Genomic DNA, 16,809 nt, shown 5'->3' on the forward strand with positions numbered 1-16,809 from the left:
TACGATAGCATGTAATAATAGTAATCACCAGAAAGTTGTGAAGAAATCTAACATTGTTTTTAACTGCGTTAATGTTGGAAACGTTTCTATCTAAACAAAATTAGAAAATATTAAACTTCTTTTAGCTGTACCCCAGAGCTTTGGTATCATTATTGATTACCTGTTTTTCGGTTAGAAAAATAAAATAATTGAGGTGGATTAAAAATGCTTAAAGCAGGAATCATTGGTTATGGAACAATTGGAAAGAGTATTGCCGAGTTAATTCAATCACAACAAGCCGGAAACATCGAACTAAAAAGTGTTCTGGTCAGAAATCCAGATCGAACTGAGGACTTGTTGAAGCAAAGTTTTTCTATCACTAACAATGAGGAAATTTTTTTCAATCAAGATTTAGACATAGTTATCGAAGCTGCAGGTCATCATGCCTTACAATTATATGGGGAAAAGGCCTTGGCTAGCGGGAGTCATTTGCTGATTATTTCGGTGGGAGCGTTATCCGATAATGAGTTTCTGAATACGTTACAAAAAGCAGCCCAAGAAAATAATAAACAAATTCTGCTTCCTTCTGCTGCTATTGGTGGTTTAGATAGAATTGCTGCTGGGGCTTTAGGTGAAATTGAAGGGATAACCCTTATTACGAGGAAACCTGTAAAAAGTTGGTACGGGACGATTGCGGAAGAAAAAGTTAACCTTGAAAGTATTACTGAGCCCTTTTGTATCTTTGATGGTAATGCCCGAAATGCAGCTAAATTATTTCCTGAAAATGTTAACGTTTCCGCCACATTAAGTCTTGCTGGAATCGGATTCGATAAAACAAACGTTCAAGTTTACATAGATCCAACTATTAAGCGTAATATTCACACGATTAAGGCAAAGGGCTATTTTGGAGAAATTGAGATTTCTGTTCAAAATGAACCATACAAACAAAATCCTAAATCAAGTCCCATTGTAGCGATGAGCGTTGCGAAAGTGTTGAAAAATCTAACATCATCCATCGTAATCGGAGTTTAAATGATAAGGAGAAAGAGCTCGAGCCAACTCTTTCTCCTATGATGATTATTTTTTATCGCCCTTTTTAACAGATTCAATGTAGGCTTTTCGAGAATTTTCAATATGAATTTTTGTTAAATATTCCGCCATCTCAGTTTCTTGATTCACGATGGCTTCCATAATTCTTATATGCTCTTCCATAGACTGTTCTGCTCTTCCCGTTTGTTTATATCCCAGCTTTGCAAAAGCTTTTATATAATCTGATAATCCACTTAAAATTTCATAAAGTTTAGAATTCTTTGCAGAACTATATAGTAAATGATTCATCTCGAAGTGTAAATCTGAGTAATCAGATTCTCTTTTATCCTGCAAGCAAGCTTCCACTTTTTTAATGCAAGCAACAAATTGACCTTTTGTTTCATCATCCAACTTTTGAACAGCTAATTTAGCAGCCAATACCTCAAGGGATGAAAGAATCGTAAACACCTCAATGATTTCTTTCTCAGAGATGTCTGCTACAATAACACCCTTTCTAGGGACGGTCTTAACAAACCCTTGTGATTCTAAGCGAAATAATGCTTCACGAATGGGAGTTCGACTAATGTTTAATCTTTCGGCCAGTTCCCTTTCCACTAATCGATCGCCTGCTTTGAATTCCCCTTCTAAAATTAGATCTTTAATGTGGATATAAACCCTTTCTCTAATCGAGATAAGATTATCCTCCGTCCAGTTACTTACCATTTTTCCTCCTTCTTCCTACCGGTATACTTTATACCAATTATATCGTATCTACTTTAAAAACAGCAATTTTTAGGTATATTTCCCCTATTCAGATCACTCTTCTTCCTCTAAGAAATACTCATTTTGAAGATTCTCTATTGTCATAAACAGCCCTAGTGATAATTTCTGTTATTATTTCTGCAAGAATCGTAACTGTATACAAACGCGTATTATTTAACGACTGTACTGGGGAGGATGGATCAAGATAATTTACGATTGCCTTCATATGGTAATTACCTACACTCGGTAAAACCTTATTAACAGCATTTCCTGGAATAAAGGGGCCTTCTTTTAAAAAAATATACCCTATTTGACCTTCATCCCCCAAGGAGGCATCAATTCCAAAAATAAAAGCTTCCCTATATTTTTCATGGATTTCTTTCAACACTTTCTTTATATTTAATGCATGAACAGGCTCCTTTAATGTTCCGTAAACTGGAAATGGAATATTCTTTTCCTTTAGCATGGTTCCAACCAACGGCCCGAGTGAATCACCTGTAGACCTGTCTGATCCAACGCACAAAAAAATTATTTCCTTAGACGTTTGGCTAAGTACTTCCTTAAGTTTATTTGAAATTTTTTCAATCTCCGATTCTTTGGAGTTTTTCTGAACGGACATTATTTTTGAATTTTCTTTCTCGTCATTCCTTTTCATATAACGAAAAAAAGACCACATTTTATCCAACTCCTCGATTATCATTGCATAGAGAGTCGAAATTGATAATTGAACACAAGATAAATACGGATTACCAAGAATGAAGTTTCAAATAATTCCAATAGATTTTAAAATATTTGCCTAAAGAAATAGTTCAGTTCCTTTTCAGATAGAATGATTTTCCCATCTAAATTTTGGGTCTGTAAAACAAACTCTTTTACGCCAATAAACTCTGATTCCGATATAACAAAGAAAGTGGTTCCTTTCTTATAAATATCTTTGTAATCTTTCATTAATCTATACCTCTTCATTTACATACCTCAGTCTGTGTGGTTGATAAATATTTTACAGACCGTTCTCGATTGACACAAGAAAAGAGCAGTCGAAAACTGCTCTTTTACTCATGTTTGTTATTCATTTCGCAGCTTCAAATTGAGGAGGCTGCTCCAGCCATTTTCTTTCAATCATTAAATTCATTCCATCTTCCCCAAAAGTTCCGGTTTTGGTAATAAAATTTGCATACATGGCGCTAATATCTCTGCGCATGGTAGTTCCTAAACCAGCACCGTATGCTGCCATTCCTAGATTTGAAAGGACCCCAATGACATATAGCATTAATTGTTCCGAAAACGGAGCAACCGTTGAATCAGTGACGCCGTAATCCCATGAGTTGACCGCGGGGACTTCACTTTCCTGTAATACATCATGAATGGAGCCTAAGATGTGTTTGCACAAGTTCTTTCCTCGAAGGAAATATTCACGAAGTTCACGATCCTGTGATACTTGTGAAAACGCGGTGCACATTTGCATCCCCATTTCATTTTGGATAGCATTTATCAATAAATGTGTGCACTCAATTCCTAATAGCGGACGTCTGCGTCCTAGCCAGCCTGTCAGAAAATTTTCTTTGTTAACGAAATCAATTTCTGTTGGGTAATTCATGTAAGGCATTCGCACATAAATTCCTTTTTCCTGCATTTTGCTTACAGCATTATGGTATAACTGAGCCACATCATCCATGAGGGTATTAAATAACTTTCGCACATCTTCCCTCGCGGAAACGGTTAAACCCGCAGTATGCGAAGCAACCCCAAATTTACTCATTTGAAGGATACACTGTATGTAATAGAGATCGGAAAAAAGTTTGGCTGCATTTGGGACAACATGTTTCTCCACCTTGAAACCTTCAGGGATAACCATTTTTTCCTGTATAAATAACTGTTCAATCTGATTCTTATGTTTCTCAGCCAAATGCTTCGTTTCTTCTAAAAGTGTTAGAATCTCAGGATCTTTACAGGTTTCTATAAAGTGAGTCACCATGCAGAAAACTACACTGATATTTACACTGGCTGTCCAAAGAGCTGATATCTCAGCACTCGTTAATTTAACAATCTCTACCTTATTATTCATGACATATCCCTCCATAACTTTTAGAATTCCCAAATTAGAGTTAGGATATTTAATGTTCCATTTTATAATTACAATCTAAAATCCTACTGTCCGCCTGAGGTGGACAGTGTCCATGAGCGGTGCCTGTCACCATTTTAGTGTCATCAATATTGTCATCATTAATATATCACCTAGCTCTTACTCGCCTATTTTCCGCCCCTTTTACTGGATTTGTAAAACATGCTTTTCACCCCCTGCATAGTATGATATTGAACACCATAGTGAGGGGGTGAATTACATGAGTAATGGTCATTCTTCCTGTGGCATTTTGGGACTTTTCCTAGGATTTTTAACAGGTGTTATTTGGTTGCTGCTTGTCACTTTAAATGTTTTTACCACTTTGCTTGGTCTCCTGACTTTAGGTGCCCTTGCCCCTATTTTAAACATCGTATTTGGATTAATCAGCTTCCTGGTTATCATTGTTTTTGGTTTACTCATCTTTAAGAAAGTTTGGCGCCAGTATAAATAGTAAAGTGTGTCTGTTTTATAAACCAAACTTTATTTTACGAACAGTCTCTTTAAAGGGACTGTTTTTTATTATTTTTGCACCTTTCTCTAAACCTCTCAACAATAATTGATATTCATGCTATTTCTGTTGATATATGGTAAAATGGAACTAATATCTTCCAATAGATAAAGGGGCTTGTACCCTTTATTGTACAGGAATACAGATAATCCCACTTTTACGGTGAGTTATCTTATTTTCTGTAAGGAAGGTTTATTTTTTATATTTAGGAGGAGTTATTAATGAAACAATCAATGAAGTTTTGCAAAAAGTTCAATCCAAGTTTGGGGGTTATCTACTATGAACCATAGTCTACACCTCACTAAGAATTACTATGTTAATTCAACAGTTAAATTATATAGACAAAAACATCAAGGAATTAACAAATCTCTATCTTTCTTCCACTCCTGTCCAAGAACGATTAAAACACTTTTTTAATTTATATGTCATGGAAGTTGAGGAGTTATTAAAAACAAATAAACGAAATGAATTCATTTCACATTTCCCAAAAGTTTTTATCGGGACAAAGGTTACGGTTTTATATGATGATGAATATGAATCAGAGGATTATGTAATTTGTTACCCAGAACAGTCAGATCCAGATTTGGGCTATATTTCCTTTTTATCTCCAGTAGGCAGACAGCTGCTTTTTAAGAATCTCGGTGATAAGGTATCCATAAAAATCCCAACCGGAGAACTACTGGTAACCATTAAAGAAATTTCATTTGTCGGCGAACTAATAGAATATGGAAGTAAGACAAAAGAGGCCTAAGAAATGAAAACAGACCTTCCCCCAATGGTGGAAGGTCTTTCGTTTATTTACGTTCCGCTAAGACTAGCCTCAAACATTTCTATGATTTCTATAAATCTTGAAGCTTCCCTAAATGTATGGTCAGCTAAGAGAGGATGTATAATGCTCTTAATTCGACATTCTTCGATTAAGTCTCTTGCAGTTTTCTTAAAATCCCTTAATGAAGCGACGGATACTTTATTTTGGTTTAAAAACTGACCGAGCAATGGTTTGGTTTCAGATTGAGGCCGCATATAGTCTAAATCTACTGCCTGAAACAACAATTTATCAAAATCATTACTAAACTCTCTCGCCTGATCTACTAATTTTCTTTCTGAAGGATCTAAAAGGTGTCCGATAAACTTTGCGTGGTCAGCCATGATTTTTAAGAAAAATACATTTTCTTGAATAACCGTATCTGGTGTCGGGGCTAATATTCCTTCATTTAATTCTTTTAACCGATTCGCAAAATACGCTGCCTCTCTGCTAATATGGTCAACTAATAAAGGGAAATTATTGTGTCTGATTTGACAGCGCAGCGTTAAATCTAATATCTTTCTTTTATATGCATAAATGGCTGCAGCTGCTTGATATACCTCAGTATTAAAAGCTTGAACTTGACGAAGATCCGAATTTACTGTAAATCTTGCAAGCTTCTCCTCAATCCGCTCGAATAAATCCATAAACTGCTGGGCTTCTTCAATCAATTGTTTCTGTTCGTACGTGAACCCCAGACTTAAAAATAAAGAATGCTCTTTCATAATCCGAGACCAAAATTTAATTTCGTCTAATGACCGAGCAACAATCGGGTTTGCCATGTTGTCCCTCCTTAACTATACACTTCCCTCCCAAATATATGTATGGATTGTTAGTCCCTATTACCTAATTTTCTTTATCAACATTTTTGGGTGTACAAAAAAAGCTAAGGCATTCGCCTTAGCTTAAGAAAATCAATTTATTAATACGTTAATCCATGACCAAGCTTATAGACATTTCCATCACTGTCTTTGTAAGCATAGGAAAGTCCTTCTGGCATATATTTGTCCTTGTCATAGCCTGGTACATCGTTTGGTGACACACAATCACCATTTTCATCGACAGCAATTACCTCTTCACTTGCTGGTAATGATAGCGGCAGGACTCCACCTGGTTGGAACTCACCAGCGATTACCTCAAATTGCGGTTTAAAGAAGGTATCGTAACCAGCAATCAATGCATCCGCTAATGGTTCAGCATTTCCAAGAATCCATGGCAATGTCACATTTATACTGATTACAACTTTACCACCACGATTTCGAATCGTATTACACACTTCTTTTAGGTGTTCAATTTCACTCAAAGTCGTTTCTTGATACTCCGAGCCATCTAAAGCTTTAATCGTTTTATTCTCGCACAATTCAAGTTCTAACAGTCCAGGTGTCGCATTGAAATAAGATCCGGATTTTGGCTGCAAGAACAAAATCGCTACATCTGCTTCCTCATGGTTCTCCGTTAAAGTAAAAACTCCAATTTCCTTACATTCTTTCCTAGCTTGGTCTGTATAAGTAGCTGCAAGTTTTTGATCCTTATGGAAGACTTCTACATAAACATTCTTATTCGTAAGCTTATCAGCCGTTAATGGTAATGTCTCATTTGAATTTTTAAGAACGGTTACGGATTTCTTGTGTGCCTCGTATGCAGCTTCCCAGTGCGCTGGAGTACCAACCACTTCAGTTGCATTTTCAGGTGAAACGTAGGTACGATCATCAAATATTCCTAATGTAAACATTTCAGTAAGAAGACGTACATTTGCTTCATTAATACGCTTTTCACTAATCCAACCTTTTTCAATTGCAATTTTCAAATTTTCGATATCATTGGTATCGGCAACAAGATCGGTCCCGGCATTGATTGCTTTTGCAAAACGTTCTGCTTCGCTCTTATCTTCAACGCCCCAGCTCATTTTATTTGTGATACCGCTATCACTGTTGATATAGCCCTTAAAACCTAGTCCTTCACGAAGGATACGTTGTAAGAAATAATGATTAAATGTAAAGCCGACCTCTTCAAAAGGAATGTCTTCACCCTCGAATTCTTGAACGACACTTTTGCTTATACTTGGTATTGAGTAATATGGCATAATGGAGGAAGTTCTATGTTCGACCGCTGCTCTAAATGGCGGTAAGTGATACTTTTCTAAGCTTCCTGGAGTTGGGTACAGATTCCATTTTCCTTCTGCATAGTGAGGATCAAATCCATTTTCCCTTGCACCACCGCCTGGAAAATGCTTCGTTGTCATGGCGATACTGTTTTTCCCTAACTCCTTACCTTGGAATCCGTCAATAATACGGCCAATGGCGTCTGAAATAAATTCCGGATCTTCCCCAAATGTACCATACGTACGCTGCCATCTAGGATCTGTGGCGGTATCAGCCATATACATGTAACCTTTTCTTATCCCTGTAGCTTCCCACTCATCGTGCGCAATTTTAGCAAATTCGCTAATCAGTGATGCATCGCCGCCATTTTTGATCTCTCCCATTGCTGCAGCAGCAAGCCCTAACGTTCCTGGCCATGTTGAAAAAATCCCAACTGCATCGTTCATCCCAAAGATGGATTCACCATTTTCGTTTCGTGAATTGGAGGCGATTAAACAAGGAATACCAAGACGAGTACCCTCGGCTACTTCATTCATTTTATTGATCCACTCTGCCATTTCAGCTGGACTATGGTTGTCTCTATGAATAAAGTGACGTAAATGCATATTTTCAATTGTGTGAGTAGTTCCATATATTTTTGCTACCGCAAAGATGTTTTCACCTTTTTCAACGATTGCTTCATCAAGTACTCCATCATGGCTTGTCTTAGTCTTATCTTCTTGAGAAAGACCCATTTTACGAGTATTAATCAGCATCATACCGATCTTTTCATCGATATTCATCAAGGAGACTAGGTTCTCAGCCCGTTCCTCCGGACTTAAGCGCCAATCTTTATACGGTTCTAGTTTTCCGCTATTATTTAAATCTTTAAATTTTAACCCATCGACCTCGATGATATTTTTAACTCTGACCTCTAAATTCGGTTGTTTCTGGTTACTTTCCAATGTAATGCCTCCTAAACTTGTTTAAATCTCCTACTGTTAATATTAGCAATTTGACGAAGCATCCACACCCAATATTGTTGTCTTTTATACGATATTGCGACTATCTTAAAAATAAATTTATATTTTGCAAAAAAATCATTTCTTTTTAACATTGAAAAGAGGCAATGCCTTATGCATGTGCCTCTAATTCTACTTGTTTGTTGCGTTTATAATCGGAAGCTGTCATTCCTGTTATTTCTTTAAACACTTTACAAAAATAATTATAACTACTAAAACCGACCTGCAATCCAACTTCTGTTGTCGATAACCGACCTAATTCAATTAAAAACTTTGCTTCGTCGATTCGCTTTCTCTGGATGTAATCAATCACTGAAAGATTCATTTCTGATTTAAATTTTTTCGCGAGATACGTCCGATTAAATCCTATTACATCCGCTACGGTTTGCAAATTAATCGATTCATGAAAATGAAGATTTATATACATTAACGCTTTCTTTACAACAGAGCTATACCCTTTGATTGCGAAATTTTTTACTGCTTCACAGTATTCATCAATCATGCTTACGTCGATTTTATTTAATTCGGACATTGTCACTGCTGATTCAATCTTAAGCGCAAATTTTTCCGAAATTGCATGTAAATATTGTGGTTCTACACCGCCGTTTCCAGCAGCAATCCTGTACATGGTATTACCTGAAAAGGTAATATTTTTTCTTGCTCGTAATGGATTACCAGGCACTCGATATAAAAAATCTCCAGTATGATGATCAAGCATCGCTTTCATTGCATTTTCTACATCACCGTTTTCAATGTAATGCAATAATTTCTTTTCTGCCTCATACCTTTTTTTTATCTCTACCCCACTCTGGTCATAGTCGTTAGGCTCGACATCTAGACGGTATTGCTCACTACTATGTTTAGAGGCAATGATTTGGGCTTTAATATGTGGGTTCATTACTATATTGACTACTAAATCACCTATTGCCAAGTAGGACTGTGCTAATAGTGGTAATGATTTATAATAGGTTTCTAATTTTTTTAACCAATTATTCTCAAGATTGTTTTCCTTTATTACGTTCCAGATCATATGATCAGAAACCCGTTCATTTAAAAATGGACCAACAACAACCATACCCGCATAACGTTCATCCTTGTTTATAGGTACAGCCAAATACGACAATTGAAAAGTATCCGTTTGATAACAAAAACTACTTTTATTTGCTTGAACTAACTCTTTTTGAATCTCACCTAACATTCGTTTTCGGGATTCAATCATCATTAAGGGTTCATTATCATCCGCAATATGTATGATTGTCTTCATTTCTTCATCTAGTGCTTGTACACCTATTTGAAACGCTTTATTAATTTGCCAACACTTACTTATCAGTTCTTCCAACTTAATCACCTATACAAATCATATCAAATCAGTATCTCCGCTAACAAGTTGAGGGATGTCAAAACAAAAAAGTTGGTTCCTACCATTAGTAAAGAACCAACTTTCCTGTCGCATAACCACTTACATTATTTCTGATTCTAAGGTGAATCCTTCCACGACTACATCATCTTCGATTTCCAGCATTAAGCACCGTTTTCCTTGGAACATAATATATTTTACATGTTTCAGGTCTTTCGGACTTAGTGATAGATTTGCAACCTTTGTTTCAATTTTTATTGTTTTAGGAAGTAAACTACTCGCTTTAAGTTCATGTTTTTCATCATCCAAGATAGCTTTGAAAGCATGTTCCACTTTGGCGGTATCTACATTTTCAACCCCGCTGACCGTTAAAATGCGTTCGATATCACGAGAATCCAATTTCGGGGCTTCACTTTCTTCATTTTCTTTGCTCTCCTGGACTACTCTGTCAATTTCCTCATAGACATTCGAAATAACCTGGGATTCTACTTTGTCACCGATTACTTTATTAAGAATGATTTCGAAGCTGTCCTTTTCTTCTAATGCGGTAATAATTTCCTCGCAATTGAGTACCTCTTCCATAAATGTCTCATCTGGTTGATTCGCTTTACCTGCACAATAAAGAATGTGGTTCACATCGGCAGCATTGTCATTGAAAGCAGGAAACAAAAATCCTGACATCGGAGAAGCTAAATTAATGATGGGATCAAAAGCGTTATTCGATCTAAATTCTCTTTCCACATAATCGAAAACCAAGGATCTTTTCGGCTGATCGGTTCTATTCAGACTGCAGAGGATAAACTGGTTTGAATAAACTTCATCATCCCCGCCTTCTTCGGATTCTGGGTCTCGTTTCTTAGTCGCTTTTCGATATTCACCTCGTATGAACGTCACCACTGTATCAAACTCATAAACAGTATGAGCGAACATCTTACCGACTATTTGGTGCATGCTGTCAATCCAATCATCGGTGGTTGCTGCCTGTAACCCGTCGAAAAGGATGATTTGGGTGCTGTCTTCCACATCATGTTTAAATTTCAGTTCAAATAGTTTTGCATCGAGCTGTCCCGTTAACACCTTTTTGAAATTCATCAAAAATAATTCTTGGGACTCTTGGTCTAACATTTCAAATGGTGAAATGACGGAATGGTAGATTTCACCTGATTCTTTCTGAACATACACATTTAAAATCTCTCGTATTTGCATGAGATTGTTGTTTAACTTAAATTGCTTCCGGATATTAGCTATGTCTTTAGCATTCATTTATCTCAACTCCCATCCCTGATTATACTGTTCAAAAAGAAAAATAGTAATACTTGACAATTTATCCTCTTTAGATCAGAAAAAACATAGAGTGCTCAAAATCGACATTATTTTTTATTAGAGAACAGTGTTTTATTTGTGTTAAGCTAGTGTTAAATATAGATGTATGCGATTACAACATGAAGAAAGGGACTTAAAATGCAGGTAAGAGACTTCATGATCAGAAAAGTTTTTACTGTAAAACCATCGAATACTGTCAAAGAATTGCTAGATATCCTCAATTCCAATCGAATCGGCGGTGTTCCGGTTGTCGATGATAAAGGTCAATTGGTCGGAATGGTATCTGATGGTGACGTATTACGCTACCTAGCTCCAAAACCCCTTGGAATTGCGGGACTTGTTTATATTATAGAAGATGGAGAAATTGAGGATGTACTTCAAGAAAAATTGGATACACCCGTCAAAGATATCATGACAAAGAGAAATCTCTGCTATGTATCGCCCGATGAAGAGTTTGATAAGACCATCCTATTATTATCACGTCATCGCTTCAAAAAACTCCCTGTCGTGAATGGTGCGGGCCGCGTTATTGGTGTGTTAAGCAGAGGAGACATAATCCATAATATATCGAAAAAAATTATTTCATCATAAAAAGTAACCATTCGCTATGAAAAGACGAATGGTTTCTTGATATTTTCATAGATTTTGGGAATTTGCTACTACCTGCGGACAGGTTCTGCTGTTTGGACCATAGCCGTTGATTTTTCTGTTACTAAACTTGGTTTTTTTACAAAGAAAGAACCTATTAAACCAACTACTGAAATTCCTGTAATAAAGTAGAAAGCATATTTAATTCCAGCAGCTAATATTTCAGGCTGAGTAGCATTCGGAAAGTCCATTACATAACTGTTTTGTCCACTTGTAAATACCGTAATCGCGATTGCTGTGCCAGCTGCCCCAGCAACTTGATTTAACGTATTCATCGCTGCTGATCCATCACCATATAATTCACGTGGTAATTGATTCATTGCATTTGTTTGGGCTGGCATCATCACCATCGTTAAGCCAAAGAATAAAATCATAAACGCTACTACTACTTGCCATGCTGGTGTTTGACTTGAGATAGTGGTAAGAAAAACGATATTCCCAATTAAAACTAAGATAAAGCCAGCAATAGTGAAACGACGCGCTCCAACTTTATCGAAAAGCGCCCCTACAATCGGTGACAAAATGAAGTTAACTGCATTTCCAGGCAGTAATAATAAACCAGCCATCGCAGCACTAAATAATAAAGCCCCTTTTAAGTAAAGTGGCAGTAAAATACCCGTGGATAAAATGATTAAAATACCAAGGAACATCGTTAATGTTCCTAATGTGAACATTGGGTATTTAAAGACTCGTAAATTTACCATGGGTTGAGCCATTTTATTTTGACGAAGACCAAAAGACAGAAGTGCGATTATACCTACTAGTAAAGGTACCCATACTTTAGGTGATGAAATAGCTACTTCAGCCATTGTACTCAAGGCAAAAATTAATCCACCAAATCCGATTGTTGATAAAAGAATGGAAGAAACATCGATTTTAGGTTTCGTAATTTCCGAAACATTTTCAATTTTAGCGACTGCAACGAGAATCAATAACACATAAGCAATTGCGCTAAACCAGAAAATATATGGCCAGCTTAACGTACTAATAATAACACCTGAAAGTGTTGGTCCTAAGGCAGGAGCTAGTGTAATAACAAGACCCATAAGCCCCATTACCACTCCACGTTTTTGAATTGGGAAAATAAGCAGCATTACACTAAGCATGACCGGTAATATTAGACCAGTTCCGACTGCTTGTACGACACGGCCAAGCAGCAAAACGCTAAAACTGAAGTTTAACGCTGCTAATATTGTCCCTAGCAATGAAATAACAAGTCCTCCAATTACTAGTTGTCTTGTCGTAAACCATTTCATTAATAGTGCTGAAATCGGAACTAAAATCGCTAATACTAATAAATATCCTGTTGTAAGCCACTGTGCGGTGGCTGCTGTGACTGAAAATTGTTCCATAATATTTGATAATGCCATGTTTAATGCCGTTTCACCAAATAACCCGGCAAAAGCGCCTAACATTAAAATAAATGCCATTGTCTTAGGATTCTTAACTTGGATTTGTGTACTCATATAAATCTCCTTTTATATTAATCTATAGTGCTGAAATGATTGTCGTAATTTCAATGATCAGCCATTTTCCAATCCCCGTTGTACACCCCCACTTACGAACGAACCAGTTAACTATATCAAAAATTTTTTCTCAATGTCAACCTAGTTGACAAAATATTTTCCCTGAGTTATTATCAACTAAGTTGACGATAAATACTGGAATAGTATATGTATAATATGAGGTGCCTTGTTGTCTATTCCGCTCATGGTATATGTAAAATAATATAAAAACCCCCGCCTTGTGCGAACAAAGCGAGGGTTTTGATTTCATTAATTTATATCCCAATCTAATTTTAATAAATCTTTAAGAATTTTTATATTCTCTGTACCTATTTTTTCGGCAATTTTATTCTCAAGTTTAGCTTTAAGAGCCTCGTTTTTTTCATAGCATTCTTCACCGAAAGCTGTTAACTGGATACACTTTTCCTTCTTGTTGTTTTCAACATTATCGATTTCGACTAATCCCTTCTCAGCAAGTTTATTGATGAATTTATGAATTGCTTGACGAGAAATTTCTACATTTTTTGTGATATATGATATGGTAGGCTTCTTTTTATAAATTCTAGCCATGATATACCATTCAGAATTAGAAATATGAATCTCACTTTGATTGTTCCAGGCTTTCTCTGAGATTTTTCGTACTAACGAATGACGTTCGCTCAATAAGTCAATCAAATCTAATTTTTGTAATTCAGAGGTTGGGATCAACTGATTCACTCCAATCATAATTTACACCCCTTACTATACGGAATCCAATATTGGATGTCAATTTGGTTGACATTGAATTATTGAGAGTTACTGTGGCGTTGATGATTCAAATTCAAGAGTGTTTTTCGTGCTGAGCACTTTCCACCAAGAATTAAGTTCTGGGAAAATTCCATTTAAGACAACCGTTTCCCCTATATTCGGTGCAATCAAATTTACTTTTTTATGTTTAGCAGCACGTATTGCTCTTTCTACTGGATCTGTCCAGCTATGATACGCCAATGTAAAAGCACCCCAGTGAATCAGCATCATGTTCTTACCTTTTACATCAAGATGAGCTTGAACGGATTCCTCTGGCTGCATATGGATTTGAGACCACCGTTTATCATATTGGCCGCCTTCCATTAAAGTGAGGTCAAAAGGACCATATTTTTCACCAATTTGCTTAAAATGCGGTCCATAACCGCCATCCCCACTCGTATAAATTCTAAGTTTTTTTCCAAGAATGACCCAGCCGTTCCATAAGGTACTATTACGATTGAACAATCCCCTGCCGGAAAAATGCTGTGACGGAACTGAAGCTATTGTCAATCCATCCCACTGTTTCTCATCCCACCAATTACATTCTATTATTCGTTCTTCTTTTACGCCCCACTTCATTAAATGTGCAGCTACACCCAGAGGGACGAAAAAATGACCCACTTTATCTTTTAACCTAATAATAGATGGGTAGTCCAAATGATCATAATGGTCATGTGTGATTAACACAACATCGATTTGTGGTAATTTCTCAATCACATATAATAGATCTTCGCTGTAACGTTTGGTGCCAACAAATGAGACCGGTGATGGAGAAGGTCCAAACATTGGATCAATCAGAATTTTCTTTTTGTCTAATGTAAGCAGCATCGTTGAATGCCCAAACCACGTCAGGCTGTCTTCGACACTGTCGATTTTGTTCCAATCAAAAGAAATCGCAATAGGGTTATGTGGACTCCGATTCTTTTTTCCTGTTAAGGAGTCTTTGATTAATGAAAGAATGGTAGATACATCCATCTTCATGTCCGTAGGACTTTGATTGACAAATTTCCCATTTTTATAATGGTTAAAATTTAGATACCGTTCAAGTTCCTGTTTACTAGGGCTGCCTCCAAACGTCGGGTGTATGGTAATAAATAGAATGATTCCAATAGCTAGCACGCCCAAAATAATAAATAAATATTCCATTATCAGAGTTGGTCTCCCTTCAAATACGCTTAACTCGTAGGAACTAAGGAAATTTCATATGGCTCCTTCCCTTATCATATCTAACAAGGTTGTATCTATCAAATTTGGCTTCCGAAAAAAATAAACACCGCCAACTTTTGATGGCGGTGCTAAGGTTTCTTACTTCATTTCTGTGACAGCAAAGTAATTTTCTTCATTATCTGCAAAGTTAAACACTCTTCCGTCCGGAATATTTACGATTTCTCCAACGGTTATATTTTTATCTTTAAAGTCCTTGTATAGTTGATCGAGGTCTTTTGTAAAAAACATCAGTGATGGGGTTTCTAAGTTAACTCCCGGGGAGAACTTAGCAACCACTTCCTTGTTATGCAGAACGATACTTGTTTGAGCTTCCTTGGATGGTGCAATGACAAACCATTTCATGGCACCATTATCATGTTCAGACAGCACAGAAAAGCCAGCTTTCTCTGTCCAAAAATTGACGGACTCTTCCTGGTTATTCACATAAAGCATAATTTGACCAACTATATTAATCATCTGTTCTCTCCCTTTCTACTTTTCATATATTAACTACCTACATTTTAATCAAATTTTCACTATATATTCATTGCTTTAACCGCCAAAGAAGATTATTTAACCATTCCTCTTGCGTCGACTTTCCAAACGTCAATTACCTGTCCATTCTCATGAACGACATATTCTTCGAACTGATTGACAACAGTACAGGCATGGTTCGGAATGATTTGCACTTTATCATTTAACTTTAAATGCGTTTCTTGTACAAAAACTCCAATTCCGTGCTCTTCGGATAAACGTTCAATGAGTACTTCAGGGTGCCCGATAATCTCGCCGAACCCGCTAACAGTCTGATTACCATGTGCACCTTTGTCTAAACATAAAGACTTACTGCCTGTATCGAAAATAATCCGATTTTTATAGACACCAACAACCGATGCTAGTATAGTTACCGCACAATTCTCATAGTTTGTTACACCTAGACCAACTTGAATGGCATCGAAAAACACCGCATTACCAGGTCTGATTTCTGTTACGCCAGCTACTTTTCCTGCAATCTTGAATGTTGGTGTAGAACCAACACTTCGAACTGGTATCGGAATGCCAGCTTGTTCACATTCCGCTGCGCTTTCTACCACTGCCAAACCTTCCTGCAGGCCTATGTTTTCAATTTCTTCATAGGTTTTTGCTGCATACGAATGTCCGGCATGTGTAAAAATACCACCGAGTTTAAGCTTTGAATGACTCATTATTGCCTTTGCTAAAAGAAGAGCTTCCTTCCCTGGTTCCACTCCACACCGATTGAGACCAGAATTGACTTTTATCCATACTTCTAATGTATATGGTGTATGTTGTAGTCCTCTTTGTAGGTAACCCAAGGATTCAGGATTGTCTACGGCAACTTTCAGTCGAACCCCTTTTTGTAATAGCTGTATCAATCTATTAATCTTGTCTGGATTTGAAATGGGATAGGCAATTAATATATCCTTAATTCCTCCAGAAGCCATTACTTCTGCCTCACTTATTTTAGCCGTTGTTATTCCCACTGCTCCTGCCTCCACTTGCAGTTGGGCGATTTTCACAGATTTGTGTGTTTTAATATGAGGACGATAAGCCACACCTTGTTGATTTGCAAAATTAGCAATTTCATTAATATTTACTAACAATTTTTGATGATCTACCAGTAAGGTTGGAGTGTCTAACATTTGAATATTCGTCAT

Annotated in this window: 17 protein-coding genes; 4 read left to right on the forward strand and 13 right to left on the reverse strand. The window is 36.7% G+C overall.

Features of this window, described 5'->3' with window-relative positions; all coding sequences use genetic code 11:
- Positions 1-204: 204 nt before the first annotated feature.
- The gene (locus QFZ31_RS07860) at positions 205-1,011 is read left to right on the forward strand and encodes an aspartate dehydrogenase (RefSeq protein ID WP_307302245.1); all 807 of its coding nucleotides are present in this window, start codon (positions 205-207) and stop codon (positions 1,009-1,011) included.
- 45 nt (positions 1,012-1,056) lie between these two features.
- Here the strand turns inward: QFZ31_RS07860 and QFZ31_RS07865 are convergent, their stop codons facing one another.
- From QFZ31_RS07865 to QFZ31_RS07880, 4 genes are all read right to left on the reverse strand, one after another.
- The gene (locus QFZ31_RS07865) at positions 1,057-1,731 is read right to left on the reverse strand and encodes a GntR family transcriptional regulator (RefSeq protein ID WP_307302247.1); all 675 of its coding nucleotides are present in this window, start codon (positions 1,729-1,731) and stop codon (positions 1,057-1,059) included.
- Positions 1,732-1,849: 118 nt separating this feature from the next.
- Positions 1,850-2,446, reverse strand: coding sequence for a spore protease YyaC (yyaC, locus tag QFZ31_RS07870; protein ID WP_307302248.1), 597 nt, complete (start codon positions 2,444-2,446; stop codon positions 1,850-1,852).
- Between the two features lie 107 nt (positions 2,447-2,553).
- A complete protein-coding gene (locus tag QFZ31_RS07875; RefSeq protein ID WP_307302250.1) occupies positions 2,554-2,718 on the reverse strand; it encodes a hypothetical protein in 165 nt (54 codons plus the stop codon).
- Positions 2,719-2,839: 121 nt separating this feature from the next.
- The gene (locus tag QFZ31_RS07880) at positions 2,840-3,835 is read right to left on the reverse strand and encodes a DUF3231 family protein (protein WP_307302251.1); all 996 of its coding nucleotides are present in this window, start codon (positions 3,833-3,835) and stop codon (positions 2,840-2,842) included.
- A 277-nt stretch (positions 3,836-4,112) separates the two neighbouring features.
- On the opposite strand from QFZ31_RS07880, the gene QFZ31_RS07885 reads away from it, so the two are divergent.
- A complete protein-coding gene (locus tag QFZ31_RS07885) occupies positions 4,113-4,343 on the forward strand; it encodes an ABC transporter (RefSeq protein ID WP_307302252.1) in 231 nt (76 codons plus the stop codon).
- A 370-nt stretch (positions 4,344-4,713) separates the two neighbouring features.
- Positions 4,714-5,151 carry a GreA/GreB family elongation factor gene (locus tag QFZ31_RS07890; RefSeq protein ID WP_307302254.1) on the forward strand — a complete coding sequence of 146 codons (438 nt, stop codon included), beginning with the start codon at positions 4,714-4,716 and terminating at the stop codon, positions 5,149-5,151.
- A gap of 47 nt (positions 5,152-5,198) precedes the next feature.
- Here QFZ31_RS07890 and QFZ31_RS07895 read toward each other — a convergent pair whose 3' ends face one another.
- The 4 genes from QFZ31_RS07895 to QFZ31_RS07910 form a co-directional block, all read right to left on the reverse strand.
- The gene (locus QFZ31_RS07895; protein ID WP_307302256.1) at positions 5,199-5,987 is read right to left on the reverse strand and encodes a DUF2935 domain-containing protein; all 789 of its coding nucleotides are present in this window, start codon (positions 5,985-5,987) and stop codon (positions 5,199-5,201) included.
- 140 nt (positions 5,988-6,127) lie between these two features.
- Positions 6,128-8,251: a glycoside hydrolase family 3 protein gene (locus QFZ31_RS07900; protein ID WP_307302257.1), complete on the reverse strand. Its 2,124-nt coding sequence runs from the start codon at positions 8,249-8,251 to the stop codon at positions 6,128-6,130.
- Positions 8,252-8,420: 169 nt separating this feature from the next.
- A complete protein-coding gene (locus QFZ31_RS07905) occupies positions 8,421-9,647 on the reverse strand; it encodes a helix-turn-helix domain-containing protein (RefSeq protein ID WP_307302258.1) in 1,227 nt (408 codons plus the stop codon).
- A gap of 120 nt (positions 9,648-9,767) precedes the next feature.
- A complete protein-coding gene (locus tag QFZ31_RS07910) occupies positions 9,768-10,928 on the reverse strand; it encodes a DUF4317 domain-containing protein (protein ID WP_307302260.1) in 1,161 nt (386 codons plus the stop codon).
- 216 nt (positions 10,929-11,144) lie between these two features.
- On the opposite strand from QFZ31_RS07910, the gene QFZ31_RS07915 reads away from it, so the two are divergent.
- Positions 11,145-11,579 carry a CBS domain-containing protein gene (locus QFZ31_RS07915; RefSeq protein ID WP_307302262.1) on the forward strand — a complete coding sequence of 145 codons (435 nt, stop codon included), beginning with the start codon at positions 11,145-11,147 and terminating at the stop codon, positions 11,577-11,579.
- 68 nt (positions 11,580-11,647) lie between these two features.
- Here the strand turns inward: QFZ31_RS07915 and QFZ31_RS07920 are convergent, their stop codons facing one another.
- The 5 genes from QFZ31_RS07920 to QFZ31_RS07940 form a co-directional block, all read right to left on the reverse strand.
- Positions 11,648-13,102, reverse strand: a complete 1,455-nt coding sequence (locus QFZ31_RS07920; RefSeq protein ID WP_307302264.1) for a DHA2 family efflux MFS transporter permease subunit — start codon at positions 13,100-13,102, stop codon at positions 11,648-11,650.
- A gap of 309 nt (positions 13,103-13,411) precedes the next feature.
- Positions 13,412-13,867, reverse strand: a complete 456-nt coding sequence (locus QFZ31_RS07925) for a MarR family winged helix-turn-helix transcriptional regulator (RefSeq protein WP_307302266.1) — start codon at positions 13,865-13,867, stop codon at positions 13,412-13,414.
- A gap of 69 nt (positions 13,868-13,936) precedes the next feature.
- Positions 13,937-15,073 carry an MBL fold metallo-hydrolase gene (locus QFZ31_RS07930; RefSeq protein WP_307302268.1) on the reverse strand — a complete coding sequence of 379 codons (1,137 nt, stop codon included), beginning with the start codon at positions 15,071-15,073 and terminating at the stop codon, positions 13,937-13,939.
- 159 nt (positions 15,074-15,232) lie between these two features.
- A complete protein-coding gene (locus tag QFZ31_RS07935; protein ID WP_307302269.1) occupies positions 15,233-15,610 on the reverse strand; it encodes a VOC family protein in 378 nt (125 codons plus the stop codon).
- A 92-nt stretch (positions 15,611-15,702) separates the two neighbouring features.
- Positions 15,703-16,809, reverse strand: a complete 1,107-nt coding sequence (locus QFZ31_RS07940; RefSeq protein WP_307302271.1) for a D-TA family PLP-dependent enzyme — start codon at positions 16,807-16,809, stop codon at positions 15,703-15,705.

Origin of the sequence: Neobacillus niacini, from assembly GCF_030817595.1 — a bacterium.
Taxonomy (GTDB): Bacteria; Bacillota; Bacilli; order Bacillales; family Cytobacillaceae; genus Neobacillus; species Neobacillus niacini_G.